The organism is Clostridioides mangenotii TR (assembly GCF_000498755.1).
In the GTDB taxonomy this organism is placed as follows: Bacteria; Bacillota; Clostridia; order Peptostreptococcales; family Peptostreptococcaceae; genus Metaclostridioides; species Metaclostridioides mangenotii_A.
In genome coordinates, this window is record NZ_AXUS01000002.1 from 1 (window position 1) to 17,113 (window position 17,113).

The window sequence follows — 17,113 nt, forward strand, 5'->3', positions numbered from 1 at the left end:
TACAAAATAGGCCAAACTAAAAAGCGATTTTTTACTTAGTTAGTTTGGCCTATTTAAATTGTTATTTATAATTTTCTTCAACTTCCTCAATCTCTTCATCTTCTATATATTCAAGTATATCAGCAGGCTGACAGTCTAAAGCCTTACATATTTCATTCAATGTTGAAAACCTAATAGCTTTGGCTTTATTAGTTTTCAGTATAGATAAGTTAGCATTGGTAATATCAACCTTTTCTGCTAAATCTTTTAGAGATATTTTTCTTTTTGCCATTATTACATCTAAGTTAACTAAAATTGCCATAATATCTCCTCCTAAACAGTTAAATCATTTTCTTCTTTTAACTTAATCGCTTTATTAAATACTTCAGCTATTACAAAACAAACTGAAGCAATAATAAAATATATAAGTTTATCTGGTGTTAGCCCATAGTTTCCAAATGACATCATCATCATAGATTGCTGTCTAATCGGCTGTAAAAGTATAAATACTGCATTTGCAGTTAATATATATCCCACGAGTTTGAGTCTTCTCACATTATCTTTAACAAAAGGATCTTCGTCAATATTATAAAGAATTTTTACTAAATTCAATACTAAAACAAACGAACCTATAAAATATATTATACCGATCAATAATGAAGCAATTTTACTTATACTTAATCCAGTAGTAAAAAGTTGGTATAGGTTGAATATTAATAATAATGCTCCTACAATTGGTATAAATAGCAAGAAAAAGTTTAATATTACTGATAACATATTTCTAAAAAACTAGTTTTCACAAATATCATCTCCTCAACATAATTCGTTATGTTAATAATAGCAGATTTTTTATTGTTTTTCAATAATTTTATATTGTTTTTTAATATTTAATCATTGTATTACCATTAGTATATAATTAAATTCAATGCATATATAATACAATGATTAGAAATAAATAAATTAAATATTATCATTCCTTTGTCATAATAGGTACCAACGAACCTAAATCAAGCAGATCCTCTTTTCCAAGCACAACTATTTTTTTATTTTTCCCATCCAAAAATAACTTAATATCATCGAAGCTAGGATGTTTTCTAACATCTCCAAAGAAAGCTAATTTGTCATTTGATATAAGTCCCGAACATCCACCGATAAAACCATAATTCATATCAAAAAGTTCAATATAGCCTGGTTCAATTAACAAACAATCTATTTCAGTCTCATTGACCTTATTGTAAATCCCCTTATCAGATGTAATTACAGATTTATCGTCAACTATACAAATTGAGCATTTCGTATAACCCTGCTCTACATTTATCTTTTTAAGTCCCTTATTGTCAATAAACTCTATAATTTTTTTATCAGTATGCTTAAAGTTATGTATAGCATAATCTCCCACAATAGCTACATTATAAGCTATATCGTGTGGATATTTACCTTTTAGCCTAGTTTCACCTTTAATTACATTGAATTTGTATTTTTTAAGTAAACTTTCATAACGATTATACATACTTGGCTCTACAACAATATCGCCATTGCCTAAATTGCAAATACAAATATCTGGGTGGCAGTTAATACTTTCATTTACTCCATCACATCCGATTGTTTTTATTAACTCAATATTTCTTCTCGATAAATCTTCTTCCATACTTTTGGGCAATCTCTTATCGACTAATGCTAAAGCCAAAGTACCCTCAACTACAAAAGGCTTTTTTGTAAACTTCATCTTCTAATCCTTCCCCCCATCTCAAAAGTATTATCTAAAATTTAAATAAAAAAGATGATACATTGCAAATAACGCATCTAAATAAAATGCCTAAAAGCTGTATATCATCCATCTTTTAATTATATAATTTTCATTATTTGGCTCTCTTACATATAACCCCAGTAACTCCTGGGCCTGAATGCGCCCCTATACAAGATCCTATTTGGAAGAACATTATTTCTTTTGGATTAAATTTCTCTGTTAACATTTTTGTAAGTTGTTCTTTTTCCTTAATATCATCGCTGTATCCTATATTAACAACTTGGTCTGATAGATCGCTTCCACAATTTTCTTCTATTATCTCTAAAATTTTAGAAATGACGTTTTTCTTTCCTCTAACTTGAGATGCTTGAGAAACAAGTCCATCTTTAACTTCAAGTATTGGTTTAATGCTTAAAATATTACCTATTGAAGCTTTTGTAGAAGAAATTCTTCCTCCCTTTTGTAGATGATCTAATGTATCTACAGAGAAAATAACAAAAGTTTCATCACGTAAGATTTCTAGTGCTGATATTATTTCTTCAATACTTTTACCTTCAGATAAAAGTCTACCTGCTTCTTTTACTAAAATACCTGCCCCAAAAGATACAGAGTTGGAATCAAATGCGTATATATTGCCTTCTAAATCCCCTTTTGCCATTATTGCGCTTTGGTATGTACCTGTAGCTGCAGCCGAACCAGCTATATAAAGAATGTCTTTTCCTTCTTCTATATATTTTTCAAAGACTTCTTTAAATTGTGCATAGGTAATTTGAGAAGTCTTCGCATAAGTGTCTTTTTCCCTAAGTTTTTTGTAAAATTCATCACCTGTTATATCTACTCGATCTCTATACTCATGTCCATCTAAGATAACCGTTAGTGGCATAAGATCTATGTCATATTTTTTAAGTATATCATCTGGAACATCGGATAAACTATCACATATTATTTTAATGTTGCTCATTTGATATCTCCTTTCTAAACGAATTTATAATTTAAATTATCTTAAATCTGGATACCCTAATTGTCTAAGTGCTTCGTAAGCTACAATAGCAACTGCATTTGATAAATTAAGAGATCTCGCTTTTTCTATATTTAGCATAGGAACTCTTATACATCCCTCTTTATTTTCTTTCAACAAAGACTCTGGTAATCCTTTTGTTTCTTTGCCAAACACTATAAAACACTCATCCTCATAATCAACTTCTGAGTGGTTTTTATCAGCTTTTGTTGTCGAAAAGAAAAATTTTCCTTCTGGGAATTTAGCCTGTAATTCTTCAAAGCTATTGTAATATTGTATATTAGCTATATCCCAATAGTCAAGTCCAGAGCGCTTTAAGTGTTTATCATCTAAAGAAAATCCAAGTGGTTTGATTAAATGAAGCGTAGAACCTGTTGCAGCACAAGTTCTAATTATGTTTCCTGTATTTTGTGGTATTTCTGGTTCAACTAAAACTATATTTAATGACATTCTTCCTCCTAAATAATAAAACAATTAATTAATATATAATATATAAGTTCATGTAGGAAATCTTTAATAGTGTTTATTCCTATATCAAAAATTTCAACTAGTAATATTATAACAGAAAAATCCTCCACTAAAAATAAAACTTAATTTAAAGTTCACCATTAACTATTTATTTCTTTAATTTCGTCATCTATTTTTATTACTTATTAATTTCTTTGTAGAAATTACAGTACTCAGTTATATTGCATTCTTCACATTCTGGTTTTCTAGCTTTACATATTCTTCTTCCGTGAAAAATTATTGTATGATGCGACTTTGACCATCTTTCTTTTGGAATAGCCTTCATAAGTGCAAACTCTGTCTTCTCAGGAGTCGGCTCATCTACAATACCAATTCTATTAGCGACTCTAAAAACATGAGTATCGACTGCTATAGCTGGTTGTCCAAAAGCATTGCTTAAAACTACTCCTGCAGTCTTTCTCCCTACCCCTGGAAGTTTAATTAATTCTTCTAGAGTTTCTGGAACTTCACCACTGTAGTTTTCACATATTTGTATAGAAGTATCTTTTATTTTCTGTGATTTACTTTTGTAAAGACCACAAGTCTTTATTTCTTCACTAATCTCTTCTAAGTTAAGTTTTGCAAATGCTTCTGGCGTATTATATTTTTTAAACATTTCAGCTGTCACCTTGTTTACCCTAACATCAGTACATTGAGCAGAAAGTATTGTTGCTATTAAAAGCTCAAATGCTGTAGTGTAGTTTAACTCACATTCAGCATCTGGGTATAGCTCTTCTAATTTATCTAATATCGTATTTACATCTTTTTTATTTTTCGTTCTTTTTTTCATATATAATCATCTCCATTTTTACCATTCACATATAAAATACCTTAAAATACATATATCAAACATAAAAAGCAAAAACTATATAAGTCTTTGCTTTTTATTATACAATAAATACTAGATAATTTATGTTTAATTAGTATTTTAAATGAGATTTAATTTTTTTCCTTAGGCTTAGTTTGAATTTTGCTAAAGCTTTGAAGTTTATTCTTTACTTTTTCTTTGACTTTATCAAACTTTGTATCAGTCAATATCTCAAATGCCTCTTCAACCCTCTCTACTGTATGAATCTTAAATCTACCTAATTTTATTTCTTCGTTTAATTCATCTGAGAGTACAAGATTTTTAAAGTTTTGTTTTGGAATAATCACTCCTTGGCCCTCTACTAATCCCTTAATTTTACAGATTGTGTAAAAACCTTCCACCTTTTCACTTATTCCTCCGACAACTTGTATATCTCCTTTTTGGTTTATAGATCCTGTTACTGCTAAATTTTGTTTTATAGGTATATCGCTAAGTGACGAAAGGAGTGCATAAAGCTCAGCAGATGAAGCACTATCACCGTCAACCCCTCCATAATTTTGCTCAAAACATATATATGCATTTATCGAAAGTACAAAATCTTGAGCAAAGTTTTCAGATAGATATCCTCCTAAAATCAATATTCCCTTATTGTGGATAGATCCACTCATGTCTACTTCTCTTTCAATATTTACTATTCCCTTATTTCCTGGCTAGTAGTAACTGTTATTCTCGAAGGTCTTCCAAATGAGTACTCACCTGTATTTAGTACAGATAGCCCATTGATTACACCAACTCTTGATCCACTAGTTTCTATTAATGTAAACTCTTCTGATACAGATTCATTCATCTTATGTTCAATTCTGCTTATTCTATCTTTTTTATTTTTTATAGCTTTATTTATATCATCTTTTTTAATATATTTATACTCAGAATTTTTTGCAATTGCATCTGACTCAATTAATATTTCATCTATTTTATCAAGTTTAGTAGAAATCTTTCCATTATCACCCACGAGCTTTATACAGTGTTTTATTACCTCAGAAACCGCATCATACTCAAGATGTTTTAGGTCATTTTCTTTACATTTTAATGCAATATACTGAGCTATCAGATCTTCGCTTTCTTCAGTATTTTCTATATTATCATCGAAGTCTACTAAAACTTTAAAGTAACTTTTAAAATCTTGTTCATGTCTATATAAAGTATTGTATATCTGCTTATTCCCAATTAAAATTATCTTTAAATCTAGTTGCATACTCTGTGGTTTAAGCGATGTCTGAGTCTCTAATTCAATAGACTGTGATCTTAATGTTCTCTTTAACATCTCCCATGAAGTTGCATTTCTAAAAAGATGATCTGAATGTAAAATTAGATATCCTCCATTTGCCTTTTGTATAGATCCTGGAAGTAATTTTGTAAAATCTGTCTTCATATTTCCATTTGAATAATCATATTCAGCTCTACCAAATAAATTTAATGGAGTCGGATTTAATTCTGTTACTACTGGTCTAGAATTACTATCTTTCATTTCAGAATTATCTATAAATAAATTAACTTTATACTTTTTAAAGAAATCTTTTTCTAATTTTGGCTTAGAAGCATCTACATCTACATATATTAAATCCATATCCTTTATAATTTCCTTACTGTAATTATCTAAGAAAATACATACGCTATTATCACCTTTATATTTTTCTTTAAGAGATTCTATAAGGGGATTTATAATGTATTCAGCAATCTGTTTCTCAAGCTTTGAAACTGCTTTCTCTGAAGATTCCTCTAGTTCTTTTAATTTGTATACAACTTGTAAAGACATCTTTTCAAGCTTTTTCTTATTCTTTTCAAATTCTACTTCATTAAACTCTTCACTATTCTCTTCTTCTTCCTCATGTTTTGGTAGAAATACTATTCCTGAGCTAGTATTTTTTAGGATAAATCCCATATCCTCACCATATTTTTTTATCTTTTTTAACAAATGTTCCTTTTTATTTTCGTACTCTTCCAAAAGCTCAGATTTACCTAATTCAAAACCTTCACTGTCGAATATACTATTCAGTTCTTCCAAAATATTCTCTAATAAACCTTCAATATCATCCTTAAACTCTTTGCCTTTGCCCGGATCAAATTTTGAAATCATAGGCTCTCTAGGATTTTTGAAATTATATAGATAACACCAGTCTCTAAATTTATTTACAACTGGTGTCTGCTTTTCAATCATCTTCAAGACATATCTACTTTTACCTAAACCTGGTTCGCCAGCAACATATATATTATAAGTAGGATTATCAACTTTCAAACCCAGCTCAATAGCTTTTTCTGCTCTTTTCTGACTTAAAATGTCATCAGATGGTTTTATTTCGGATGTGTTATTATATTTTAACATAAACCAACCTCCCTATTTGCTTCTCTAATATGTTATGTTTTTTAACATATAAATGTTAAGCAAATGGAAGGCATTAAGTTTCTCTATAAGTTATTCATCTGATAAAATATCCATATTTCTAATTATTATTCCTTTGCCTCTCCAGCTAAATGCTCTGTCCCCATACTTTCTTTTAAATTCCCTATTGGAAAGTTCACTTATATCACCGCGATTTAAATTTACTATTAAATTATTATTAAATTCATCGATATTTGTCTTCTTTATATCTTTATTGTGTGGGCATACTTCTTGGCAAATATCACAACCGAATACTTTATCGCTCTTTTTTAATATATTCTGTTCTTCTTCTGACAAGTTCCCTTTTTTTTGTGTAATATAAGATAAACACTTAGTTGGATTTATCTTATAATTTCCTAATATAACATTTCCCGGACAATATTTTACGCATTTTCCACAATTAATACAAGTTTTCAGCAAAGGCTTATCTACAGCAAATTCAAAATTATTTACAATGTATCCAATAAACACATAGGACCCAAATTCATCAGTTATAATACTATTGTTTATACCATAATAACCTATCCCTGAAAGATAGGCTAAATATCTATCAACAAGTGGTCCATTATCAGCAAATACCTTGTATTCAAAATTCTCAACTTCATCATTTATTCTTTTGCACAGATTATTTAACATATTTCTTACTACTATATGGTAGTCTAAACCATAACAGTACTTTGATATATTTGAATTCTCAAATTCCCCAACATAATATGGAAAAGCGCACACTATAATAGATTTTGCATCATCCATTATAAGCTTTGGGTCTATTCTCTTTAAAATATCTGATTCTTCAAGACCTGTATTTAAATTGTTAAATGCTCTGTATTCAAGTAATTCTTTAAGGTTTTCGCTTTTATCAACTCCAGCAACACCAACAGTTTTGATACCTATTGTGTTACATATTGATTTAAGTCTCTCACTATTCATTACATTACCCCTATATAAATTTGATTTTTATTAACTTCACCACTATAATAAATATAGCATAGGAAGGTGATAAATTTGATAAAAATAACTATTCCTGGAAGACCTATAAGTAAATCCAACTTTAAATTACAAAATGTAAATGGACAAGCATGGATGCCTTCCAAAGGTAAACATTCTAGATATTTAGCTTATGAAAATATGATTGCTGGGTATATAAACAAGGAATATCAAGGAGAAACAATTGAAGAAAATATTATTACTGTATTGAAATTGTATTTTCCTGACAAACGAATGGGAGATCTACACAACTATCCGAAAAGTATATGCGATGGAATTGAGAAAAGTGGTATTATAAAAAATGATAAACAGTTAAAACCAGTATTGATGTTTGATTTTATAGATAAGGATAATCCGCGTGTAGAGATAGAACTTTACCCTATTTCTAAGTATGATGTAAGTTACAACATAACAAAGAAATAGGGCATTTGTCCTTTTATTTTATTAAACTGATTATTTTTCAAGTTTTTCTACAACATTTTTTAACATATCTATAATCGGTAAGTCATAAGGACATCTGCTTTGACAGACTCCACACTCTATACAAGCAGTTGGTTTAACTTCTTGGCCTTCGTACCTCTCAGTTGCCCAATCCTTTAAATTATATCTTGTGTAATAACCTTCAAATAAGAAGTTTGTAGGAATATTGATTCCCACTGTACAAGGCATACAGTACTCACATCTTCTACAAAATTTATTTCCTAATGTAGCTCTAATTTCTTCGATCTTTTTAATATCTTTGTCTGTTAATTTGTGATTATCCGCCGCTTTAACATTTTTACCTACTTGATCAACTTTATCCATACCTGGTATTGCAATGTCAATGTGATCTCTAGATATTATGTACTTAAGTGCCAGTTCTACATCATCCAAATTTCCACCAGCCAATGGCTTCATTGCTATTGTTCCTATACCCTTCTCATGAGCTTTTTTAAGAACTTCGTCCGCTTGAATCTCTACCATATTGTAAGGAAATTGCACTGTAGCAAAATAATCCGTATCTATTGCTTTTCCAATTGTATCTAAGCTGTGACTAGTTATGCCTATATATCTTATCTTGCCCTCTTCTTTTGCTTCTACCAGTGCTTTATAAGCCATATTGTCTTCAAAAATCTTATCGTATTCTTCTGCTTTTACATTGTGTAATTGATATAAATCTATAAAATCAGTTTTAAAGTTTTTCAAACTTATTTCTATATCTTTTTTCAAACCTTCGTAGTCTCTAGCCATGCTCTTTGTTGCTATGAAAAACTTGTCTCTTCTGCCTTCAATTGCATTTCCTATTGCCTCTTCACTAATTGTGTACCCTCTAGCGCTATCAATAAAATTTATACCGTATACTTCTATTTCATTTATAATATTATTAGTATCTTCCTGATTGATTCTTTGTATTGGAAGTCCCCCAAATCCTATTCTTTTAATCTTCATATCAGTATTTCCTAAATTTCTCATGATACACACCCCCACAAAGTTTTATTAATGTATATTATACAGTAAAATAGAACTCTATTCTTTATTTACAAATATTTTAGTGATTTTAAGTATAGCCCAAACAATATTTATTTTACTTAGCTTCTATCAATCCCTTGATCATCTTTATCTCACTTTTATGCCCTTCATCGTCAAAAGGGGTCTCTAAAAATAGAGGTATACCTTTTAGTTTTGGATGTTCTAAAATATTTATAAAAGTATCTATTCCAATTTCTCCTTCTCCTATAGGGGCATGTCTATCTTTTTTACTACCAAAAGGCATCATGCTATCGTTAAAGTGTATAGTCTTTAGTCTATCTAAGCCTATAACTCTATCGAATTCATCAATAACACCATCTAAATCATTTACTATATCATAACCCGCTGAGAAAATATGGCAAGTATCTAAGCATACACCTAATTTTTCGTCGTGTTCAACTCGATCTATAATCTCTTTGATTTGCTCAAAGCTTGTCCCTATTTCGGTTCCTTTCCCAGCCATCGTTTCAAGCAGTATTGTGATATTTTGTTCTCCTGTAAGAGCTAAATTAAGCGCTTTAACTATCTTTTCTATCCCAGCCTCAACACCAGATCCCACGTGACTTCCCGGATGAAAACACATATACTCTATTTCTAACGAATCCATTCTCTCTATATCTTCTTTAATTACAATATTTGCAAATTCGTAAACTTCATCTTTGACTCCTGCTAAATTCATAGTATAAGGAGCATGAGCTAGAATAGGTCCAAAGCCGCGTTCCTTTCTAATCTTTTGAAACTCACTTATATCTTTTTCATCAAACTTTTTAGCGTTACCTCCTCTTGGATTTCTACTAAAAAATTGAAATGTATTTGCATCAATCTCTACTGCAGTTTCAGCTGCCTTTTTAAATCCCTTTGCTATTGAAATATGTGGTCCTATATAAAGCATAACTACACCTACTTATCTTATTTTTTATTTGAAATTTAGTGTCTGTAAATTTAATATACTTTCAAAATTTACAGATATATCTATTTGTAAATACTTCTAGTTTTTAAATATCCCTAAATCTAATTCTTTAGATAAATCTTCTAATACTTTTATCCCTGCTACACTATTCCCCTTGTCATCAAGAGATGGACCGTAAACGCCTATCCCTATTTTACATGGAACAGATGCCATAATACCTCCGCCAACACCTGATTTTGCTGGTATTCCAGTTTTAATTGCAAACTCCCCTGATCCATCGTACATACCACATGTAAACATAACAGTTTTAACAGCTTTGGCTACATCCTTACTTATTAGACACTCCTCATCTCCATGTTTGTACCCATCAGTTGACAAATTCAAACCCATCCTAGCAAGATCCTTTATATCTGCTTCTATAGAACATTGTTTAAAATAAAGATCCAGTATCTCTTCAATATCTCCATCTATAAATCCACTGCTCTTAAGTAGATATGCCATTGCTCTATTTCTATCTCCTGTAAGCTTTTCAGATGTATATACATCTTGATTGATATCCAAAGTTTCATTTCCAGCAAATTTTCTGAAGTAGTCTAGCATTCTTTTTTCTTTATCTTCATAGCTATTTCCTTTAATCATTGAGGTTATGACTAAAGCGCCTGAATTTATCATCGGATTAGATGGCTTTTTAATGTCATTTCCAATGCTAACTATTGAGTTAAATGGATTTTCACTTGGCTCAAATCCAACTTTGGTATTTACATATTCATAGTTATTTTCCATTAAAACCATAGACAGAAGTATAGGCTTTGATATACTCTGAATAGTAAATTTTTTATTTACATCTCCGGCTGTGTAGATATTGTTATCTTTATCCATAATACAGACTCCTAAATCTCCTTTATATGCTTTTTTAAGTTCAGGTATATAGTCTGCAACATGTCCAAACTCTGTATATTTTCTATTTTTCTCAATTATGTCTCTTAAAATTTTTTCCATATATACACCTCGATTTGTCTTAGTTATAGTATTTTTTATCAATTCACTTAAATAAATACCCTTTATCTAAATATCTCTTTATATTTCCCTCTAAATATAGAAAATAACAAAAGCGATTGATCATCTGTAGTGAGGTTTAAGTTTCTCACTTAACATTTGCTATGCAAATACAAACAATCAACCGCTCTAAAATTTTATAAATCTATATAATATCTCTATTCTTCTACTATTTTACTTCCGCCTATAAACTCTCTAAGTATTGAAGTTGAAGGAATATCTGATACATCCTCTAGTTCAACAAAATACTGTAAAAAATTAAGTAACCTATTAGATTCTATATAGGCTTCACTCGAAGTCTCTATTTCTTCTAATAACGGTTTTACAAAACCTTTTAAAATCGACAGCTCATAAACACATGCTGAATTAAAAATAATATCTGCTTCCTCTTGATAAGGGAAAATATTCTTCTTCTCTCCCCTTCTCACAGATTCCCATTGAAGTATAGTCTTTTCTGCGCTGTAACCTCTAAAATTATGGTCTCTGACTATTCTCCTTATCAGTCTCAAGTCCGTAGTAGGAATTCTGTTGTGGTTGTCTAAGTTCAATTGCGTTAGAGCACTTAAATATATCTTAAATTTTTCATCGTTAACTATAGACTCTGTCAACATCGGATTTAATCCGTGTATTCCTTCTAAAATTATTGGTTGGTTTTTATCTATTTGTATAGTTTTATTTGTCTCTACTCTTTTTCCTGTCTTAAAATCGAACTTTATCTCCTGTATTTCCTCTCCATCTAAAAGTTTCTTTAGATCTGAGTTGAACTTATCTAAGTCAATTGCATATATAGATTCAAAATCAAAGTTTCCAAATTCATCTAAAGGTGTAAATTCCCTATCTACGAAATAGTTATCCAGTGATATAGAAATAGGATTTAGGTAATTTACCTTTAAATGTATAGAGAGTCTATTTGCAAAACTAGTCTTTCCAGAAGACGAAGGAGCTGCTATAAGTATTATTCTCTTGTTAAATTTACTTATCTCATCTGCTATTTGAGCGAGCTTCTTTTCATGGAGTGCTTCAACCGTTCTAATTACATCACCGTACTCATTATTTTCAACTATTCTATTTAATGACACTACTTTATCTATTCCCAAGAGCTTTGACCACTGCTCTGTTTCATAGTAAATATTTGCTAGCTTCGGCTGTGAAACATACTTTGTTGGCACAGTCTTGTCATTTTTATTAGGCCCAAATAATATAAGCCCTTTATTGTGAAGCTCTACATTAAATACAGATACATCACCAGTTGATGGCAACATATAACCATAGTAATGATCTATATAATCCCCACATTTGTACACAGTGGTGCTATCGTAATCCTTATATTTCAGAAGTTCTGCTTTTGAGTAGAGCTTATTTTCATTAAATATCTCTATTGCTTCATCTCTAGACATCTCGACTTTTTCTATCTCGTAGTTTTTATCTATTTTTTCTTGCATTACTCTCTTTATATTTTCTAAATCAACTTTATTTATATCCCTACCAATGTGAACTTCACAGTACAGCCCCTTTGATAGAGAATGCTCTATGACTACTTTTCCATCACCAAATAATTCTTTGCAAGCCATAACAAGTATAAATGATAACGCTCTGAAATAGACTCTTTTTCCATCTTCTTCAGTAGTATCTATAAACTTTATTTTGCAGTCATCAAACACGTTGTAGTTCAGCTCTCTAAGTTTATTGTCTACACTTGCAATACATATCTTACCTTTGTGTTTATCTTCAAAATCTTTTGCAATCTCTTTAAGTGGTATACCCATACTATTTTCTTCTAAGTTGTATTGTTTTTTATTTCCATCAATATTAAGTGTTATTAATTTCATTAAAACAAATCCTTTCATTAATATTGGATATCATATAAATCACATCATAAAGAGAATCTACTCTAAACTAGATAAAACAGTATATTCTCTCCATAGTATATATTAAATCTTCATTTCGTACTTCTAAGATCAAATATTCTGGATCAACTTCCATTGATTTTTTTATATCCTTATCACTCAGCAAACCTTTACCTATTCCTATATGCAGATCCTCTACTCCATCATTGTCACTTAGATGGATAAGCTTAATATTTTTTGCTAATTTTTCAATATAATCGCTTTCATTTATTAAATTATGTCCGGTGTCAAAGCAAAAAAATACTCCACCTTTTCTTATTCCTTTAAATATATATTCAAAATCACTGCTAGTAGTACCTATATTTGACATATCTCCACCTTTTGAATATGTATTTTCTAATATTATTTTTGAGTCTATATTTAAATTATCTACAAAATCGATACAGTTCTCTAAATATTTAATTTTATTTTTTCCCAACCTACCTGTAATTGCATATCCTAAATGTAGGTTGTAGTATTCTACATCTAGATCTTTTAATTCTCTATCTATATTATGTAAAAAATGTATCCACGATCTTCTTATATACTCAACTTCTTCACAAGCGTTTAATTCCATAGGCAAATGAATACCTATGGATAAACCTAAATTGTATATTCTATCTATATACGTATATAATTTTTTACAATCTTCAATACTATCTATGCCAACCTCTAAGTGATCTATTTTACCGTATTTTTCACAGAAATTTAGTGCAAAGTCAATATCTTGTACAAGTGACGAAATACCCAACTTCATAGCTATTCAACACCACCTATTTTATCGAATGGATAAAGTCTTATCATTACTTTACCGATAACAGAGTCTTCATCTACTAGACCAACTTCTTGAGCCCTACTATCTTTACTTCTCTCTCTATTGTCTCCCATTGCAAATATCTTACCTTTTGGTACAGTTATGTCTATGTCTCCACTAGTATAATTATTGTGAATATATACTTTCTCATCTAATAATTTATTGTTTACATATACATTTGAATCTTGTATCTTTATATGATCTCCTTCAACCCCAATAATCCTCTTAACTAAATCTTTTTTACTCTTACCATCATCTTGAAGTATCTCTGATTTGAATACTATTATATCTTTCATCTCTGGCTCTCTAAATTTGTATGTCATTCTATTTACTATCAAATAATCATTTTCGTTTAGAGTTGGAAACATTGAGACTCCATACACTCTTGACGGTATAATAAATATAGTTATTACAAATGCCAATATTAAGGCGGTTATAATTACCTTAACCCACTCAAAGATCTCTTTTTTTACATTTTCATTCATAAACAAATCTCCCAAAACTATTACTTTTGTCGTTTCATACTATATACGACAGATAAGACTAACTTCTTAACTACTCAACTCCACCTATTTGGTCGAATGGATAAAGTCTTACCATAACTTTACCAATTACAGAATCTTCATCTACTAGACCAACTTCTTGAGCCCTACTGTCTAAACTTCGCTCTCTATTATCTCCCATTGCAAATATTTTGCCTTCTGGTACAGTAATGTCTATATCTCCGCTAGTGTAATTATCGTGAATATATACTTTCTCATCCAATAATTTATCGTTTACATATACTTTTGAGTCTTGTATCTTTATACGATCTCCTTCAACTCCAATAATTCTCTTAACTAAATCTTTTTTACTCTTGCCGTTATCTTGAAGTATCTCTGATTTAAATACTATTATATCCTTCATCTCTGGCTCTCTAAATTTGTATGTCATTCTATTTACTATCAGATAATCATTTTCGTGTAGAGTTGGAAACATCGATTCTCCCTGTACTCTTGACGGTATGATAAATCTAGTTATTACAAATGCCAATATTAAGGCAGTTATAATTACCTTAATCCATTCAAATATTTCTTTTTTTACATTTTCACTCATAAGCACATCTCCCTAAAACTATTACTTTTGTCGTTTCAAACTATTTACATTATACTTCTTTTTCAAAGAATATTAAACCAATAATATAATATTGATACAATAATGTACTATAAATTAGTTACTTCTTTTCAGTTTCATCATAAATTTTTGATTTTTCCTTCTCAATGTTAACACTTTTTTCATCCATTTTCTTTTTTATATGAATATTTCTTTGCTTCTTCATATTGCTTATAAATATCTTCTTAGAATTTTCAATATATTTTTCTAACTTCTCTAAATTAAACTTTAAAAGTATAATAACATACAATAAAAATAATACTATAGCCCATCTATACTGTATCATGAGAATAAAGTCAAATGTGCCGTGCATAAGAATTGGCACTAAAACGGATAAAATTAAATACTTTTTTTTCTTCTTTTTAGAGTCACAGAACTTGTACTTTGACAAATAGTATCCCATTGTTATCGCAAACATTATATGTGCGGGTATTGATATAAAAGCTCTGTTTAAAGCGACTTGAAGTACAATATCATGGTCTTCTGCAAGTAAGTAAATCAAATTCTCTACAGTTGCAAATCCTAATGATAAATACACTGAATAAGTTATCCCATCAACCCTTTTAGCAAACTCTTTTTTCTTAAGGAGTATAGGTATCAATACAAGTGCCTTAAATCCCTCTTCAGTTAAACCAGCTACTACAAAAGATATATATATAATATTTGAATACCCAGTGAAATTATTTACATTTAATAAAAATTCTTCGGCTAAAATTACAATTACACTTAAAAATACTCCCATTAGAAAAAACTTTGACGATGCAATTATAGATTCTTTCGAATATTTTTTCGTTGAATATATCCACACTATCCCTATTAATATAGGTAAAATAGATAAAAAAATCAAATAGTATACCATAAACTTCCTTTCTATCTTGTCTTAAATTTAAATTTTCTAACCTCAAACAAACTAAATTACTGTTATTTATTTATTATCTCCAAATATCTTAACAAAATAGCTTTATATTTATTTTTTTAGAATATAAATAGTAATAAAGACTTTTTATGAAAGGATGATTACATGCAGGATAGTTACTTAACAGTCAGTTTGATTGACTCAACAAACAACAGACCCATACAAAATGGGTCAATTAATATCTACTCTATTTCAGATGATGTAAATAATGCAAGCACTACCATGTATCAAAATTTATTGACAAATGAGTCAGGTCAAGTATTAGATTTGATACTTCCAGCTCCTGATAAGGAATATTCACTAGATCCTACTAATACCATAAGACCTTACAGCCAGTATATTATAGAGGCAGTAGTAGAAGGATATGAAACTGTCGTGATAGATGGTGCCCAATTATTTGCTACGATCGAAGCCAGACAGAATATTACTATGATTCCGAGAACTAGAAGTAAACTTTCATACTCAAGACAAAATGAATTAATATTCCCAATAGAGGAACATACTCTTTACGGAATATTTCCTCCTAAGATACCTGAGAGCAGTTTAAAGCCCCTTCCACCTCCAACTGGATTTGTAGTATTAGATAATCCAGTAGTTCCAGAGTTTATAGTAGTACATGATGGGCTTCCAGAAAATACTACTGCCGAAAACTACTGGATACCTTTTAAAGATTATATAAAAAATGTAGCTTCTTGTGAGATTTATTCAACTTGGCCTGAGCAGACAATTTATGCAAATGTAATAGCTATAATTTCATTTACTTTAAACAGAGTCTTCACAGAGTGGTATAGAAATAAGGGATACACTTTTACAATTACTACCTCTACTGCTTTTGATCATAAATTTGTTTATAATAGAAACATATTTGATACAATTAGCGTAGTTGTAGACGATATCTTTAATACTTTTATTAGAAGACCACCTACTTCTAGACAGCCGCTTCTTGCTCAGTACTGCGATGGAGAAAGAACGCAATGCCCAAATCAGATGACTCAATGGGGAAGTAAGTCTTTAGGAGATCAAGGTTACAGCTGGGAAAACATACTTAGGAATTTTTATGGAGACGAACTCAGCTTTGATCAAGCTCCAGTTGTAACAGGCGTTCCTGTATCTTTTCCAGGTTATACTCTTCAAATTGGATCTTCAGGTAGATATGTCAGAACTATACAAAACCAAATAAATGCAATCGCAAATAGCTATTCAGCTATACCAAAAGTTCAAGAAGATGGTATTTTTGGTGATAGCACAGCTGAAGCTGTAAAAGTATTTCAAGGAATCTTCGGACTGCCTCAAAATGGTATTGTAGACTTCAAAACTTGGTATGAAATCTCAAGGCTATATGTAGCTGTAACTAAAATAGCTTCTTTAAATCCTACTATATAAA

Annotated in this window: 19 protein-coding genes; 2 read left to right on the forward strand and 17 right to left on the reverse strand. The window is 30.1% G+C overall.

Going from position 1 to position 17,113, the window contains the following annotated elements:
* Positions 1-61 precede the first annotated feature (61 nt).
* The 9 genes from T473_RS0100905 to queG all read right to left on the reverse strand — a co-directional run bounded on the left by T473_RS0100905 (position 62) and on the right by queG (position 7,429).
* Positions 62-301, reverse strand: a complete 240-nt coding sequence (locus T473_RS0100905) for a helix-turn-helix domain-containing protein (RefSeq protein WP_024620207.1) — start codon at positions 299-301, stop codon at positions 62-64.
* An 11-nt stretch (positions 302-312) separates the two neighbouring features.
* Positions 313-756 carry a DUF2975 domain-containing protein gene (locus T473_RS0100910; protein ID WP_024620208.1) on the reverse strand — a complete coding sequence of 148 codons (444 nt, stop codon included), beginning with the start codon at positions 754-756 and terminating at the stop codon, positions 313-315.
* 193 nt (positions 757-949) lie between these two features.
* Positions 950-1,705 (reverse strand): DUF6873 family GME fold protein, encoded by a 756-nt coding sequence (locus tag T473_RS0100915; RefSeq protein ID WP_024620209.1) that lies wholly within the window; start codon positions 1,703-1,705, stop codon positions 950-952.
* 133 nt (positions 1,706-1,838) lie between these two features.
* On the reverse strand, positions 1,839-2,687 hold the full coding sequence (locus T473_RS0100920) for a DegV family protein (protein WP_024620210.1): 849 nt from the start codon (positions 2,685-2,687) through the stop codon (positions 1,839-1,841).
* 36 nt (positions 2,688-2,723) lie between these two features.
* Positions 2,724-3,194: a tRNA (uridine(34)/cytosine(34)/5-carboxymethylaminomethyluridine(34)-2'-O)-methyltransferase TrmL gene (gene trmL / locus T473_RS0100925; protein WP_024620211.1), complete on the reverse strand. Its 471-nt coding sequence runs from the start codon at positions 3,192-3,194 to the stop codon at positions 2,724-2,726.
* 196 nt (positions 3,195-3,390) lie between these two features.
* Positions 3,391-4,041, reverse strand: coding sequence for an endonuclease III (gene nth, locus T473_RS0100930; RefSeq protein WP_024620212.1), 651 nt, complete (start codon positions 4,039-4,041; stop codon positions 3,391-3,393).
* Positions 4,042-4,190: 149 nt separating this feature from the next.
* Entirely contained in the window at positions 4,191-4,727 is a 537-nt protein-coding gene (locus T473_RS18960; protein WP_242825824.1) for a S16 family serine protease, read from the reverse strand.
* A gap of 23 nt (positions 4,728-4,750) precedes the next feature.
* A complete protein-coding gene (locus T473_RS15890; RefSeq protein WP_242825825.1) occupies positions 4,751-6,442 on the reverse strand; it encodes an AAA family ATPase in 1,692 nt (563 codons plus the stop codon).
* A gap of 90 nt (positions 6,443-6,532) precedes the next feature.
* Entirely contained in the window at positions 6,533-7,429 is an 897-nt protein-coding gene (gene queG / locus T473_RS0100940; protein WP_024620213.1) for a tRNA epoxyqueuosine(34) reductase QueG, read from the reverse strand.
* Positions 7,430-7,504: 75 nt separating this feature from the next.
* On the opposite strand from queG, the gene T473_RS0100945 reads away from it, so the two are divergent.
* Complete coding sequence (locus tag T473_RS0100945; protein WP_024620214.1) at positions 7,505-7,909, forward strand: RusA family crossover junction endodeoxyribonuclease; 405 nt, start codon at positions 7,505-7,507, stop codon at positions 7,907-7,909.
* A gap of 30 nt (positions 7,910-7,939) precedes the next feature.
* On the opposite strand, the gene T473_RS0100950 is transcribed toward T473_RS0100945, so the two are convergent.
* The 8 genes from T473_RS0100950 to T473_RS0100985 all read right to left on the reverse strand — a co-directional run bounded on the left by T473_RS0100950 (position 7,940) and on the right by T473_RS0100985 (position 15,672).
* The gene (locus tag T473_RS0100950) at positions 7,940-8,938 is read right to left on the reverse strand and encodes an aldo/keto reductase (protein ID WP_024620215.1); all 999 of its coding nucleotides are present in this window, start codon (positions 8,936-8,938) and stop codon (positions 7,940-7,942) included.
* A gap of 112 nt (positions 8,939-9,050) precedes the next feature.
* The gene (locus T473_RS0100955; protein WP_024620216.1) at positions 9,051-9,887 is read right to left on the reverse strand and encodes a deoxyribonuclease IV; all 837 of its coding nucleotides are present in this window, start codon (positions 9,885-9,887) and stop codon (positions 9,051-9,053) included.
* A 96-nt stretch (positions 9,888-9,983) separates the two neighbouring features.
* The gene (glsA, locus tag T473_RS0100960) at positions 9,984-10,904 is read right to left on the reverse strand and encodes a glutaminase A (protein ID WP_024620217.1); all 921 of its coding nucleotides are present in this window, start codon (positions 10,902-10,904) and stop codon (positions 9,984-9,986) included.
* Between the two features lie 215 nt (positions 10,905-11,119).
* Positions 11,120-12,790 carry a nucleoside kinase gene (locus tag T473_RS0100965; RefSeq protein WP_024620218.1) on the reverse strand — a complete coding sequence of 557 codons (1,671 nt, stop codon included), beginning with the start codon at positions 12,788-12,790 and terminating at the stop codon, positions 11,120-11,122.
* Positions 12,791-12,857: 67 nt separating this feature from the next.
* A complete protein-coding gene (locus T473_RS0100970) occupies positions 12,858-13,604 on the reverse strand; it encodes a sugar phosphate isomerase/epimerase family protein (protein WP_024620219.1) in 747 nt (248 codons plus the stop codon).
* Between the two features lie 2 nt (positions 13,605-13,606).
* Entirely contained in the window at positions 13,607-14,146 is a 540-nt protein-coding gene (lepB, locus tag T473_RS0100975; RefSeq protein WP_024620220.1) for a signal peptidase I, read from the reverse strand.
* 70 nt (positions 14,147-14,216) lie between these two features.
* Positions 14,217-14,756 (reverse strand): signal peptidase I, encoded by a 540-nt coding sequence (gene lepB, locus T473_RS0100980; protein WP_024620221.1) that lies wholly within the window; start codon positions 14,754-14,756, stop codon positions 14,217-14,219.
* A gap of 118 nt (positions 14,757-14,874) precedes the next feature.
* Positions 14,875-15,672 (reverse strand): PrsW family intramembrane metalloprotease, encoded by a 798-nt coding sequence (locus T473_RS0100985; protein WP_024620222.1) that lies wholly within the window; start codon positions 15,670-15,672, stop codon positions 14,875-14,877.
* A 162-nt stretch (positions 15,673-15,834) separates the two neighbouring features.
* Here T473_RS0100985 and sleC point away from each other — a divergent pair, with 162 nt between their 5' ends.
* The gene (gene sleC, locus T473_RS0100990) at positions 15,835-17,112 is read left to right on the forward strand and encodes a spore cortex-lytic germination protein SleC (protein ID WP_024620223.1); all 1,278 of its coding nucleotides are present in this window, start codon (positions 15,835-15,837) and stop codon (positions 17,110-17,112) included.
* The last annotated feature ends 1 nt before the right edge of the window (position 17,113 follow it).

Coding starts and splice junctions, on each gene's coding strand:
- T473_RS0100905 (WP_024620207.1), bottom strand. CDS start 301: ATGGCAATTTTAGTTAACTTAGATGTAATAATGGCAAAAAGAAAAATA.
- T473_RS0100910 (WP_024620208.1), bottom strand. CDS start 756: ATGTTATCAGTAATATTAAACTTTTTCTTGCTATTTATACCAATTGTA.
- T473_RS0100915 (WP_024620209.1), bottom strand. CDS start 1,705: ATGAAGTTTACAAAAAAGCCTTTTGTAGTTGAGGGTACTTTGGCTTTA.
- T473_RS0100920 (WP_024620210.1), bottom strand. CDS start 2,687: ATGAGCAACATTAAAATAATATGTGATAGTTTATCCGATGTTCCAGAT.
- trmL (WP_024620211.1), bottom strand. CDS start 3,194: ATGTCATTAAATATAGTTTTAGTTGAACCAGAAATACCACAAAATACA.
- nth (WP_024620212.1), bottom strand. CDS start 4,041: ATGAAAAAAAGAACGAAAAATAAAAAAGATGTAAATACGATATTAGAT.
- T473_RS18960 (WP_242825824.1), bottom strand. CDS start 4,727: ATGAGTGGATCTATCCACAATAAGGGAATATTGATTTTAGGAGGATAT.
- T473_RS15890 (WP_242825825.1), bottom strand. CDS start 6,442: ATGTTAAAATATAATAACACATCCGAAATAAAACCATCTGATGACATT.
- queG (WP_024620213.1), bottom strand. CDS start 7,429: ATGAATAGTGAGAGACTTAAATCAATATGTAACACAATAGGTATCAAA.
- T473_RS0100950 (WP_024620215.1), bottom strand. CDS start 8,938: ATGAGAAATTTAGGAAATACTGATATGAAGATTAAAAGAATAGGATTT.
- T473_RS0100955 (WP_024620216.1), bottom strand. CDS start 9,887: ATGCTTTATATAGGACCACATATTTCAATAGCAAAGGGATTTAAAAAG.
- glsA (WP_024620217.1), bottom strand. CDS start 10,904: ATGGAAAAAATTTTAAGAGACATAATTGAGAAAAATAGAAAATATACA.
- T473_RS0100965 (WP_024620218.1), bottom strand. CDS start 12,790: ATGAAATTAATAACACTTAATATTGATGGAAATAAAAAACAATACAAC.
- T473_RS0100970 (WP_024620219.1), bottom strand. CDS start 13,604: ATGAAGTTGGGTATTTCGTCACTTGTACAAGATATTGACTTTGCACTA.
- lepB (WP_024620220.1), bottom strand. CDS start 14,146: ATGAATGAAAATGTAAAAAAAGAGATCTTTGAGTGGGTTAAGGTAATT.
- lepB (WP_024620221.1), bottom strand. CDS start 14,756: ATGAGTGAAAATGTAAAAAAAGAAATATTTGAATGGATTAAGGTAATT.
- T473_RS0100985 (WP_024620222.1), bottom strand. CDS start 15,672: ATGGTATACTATTTGATTTTTTTATCTATTTTACCTATATTAATAGGG.
- sleC (WP_024620223.1), top strand. CDS start 15,835: ATGCAGGATAGTTACTTAACAGTCAGTTTGATTGACTCAACAAACAAC.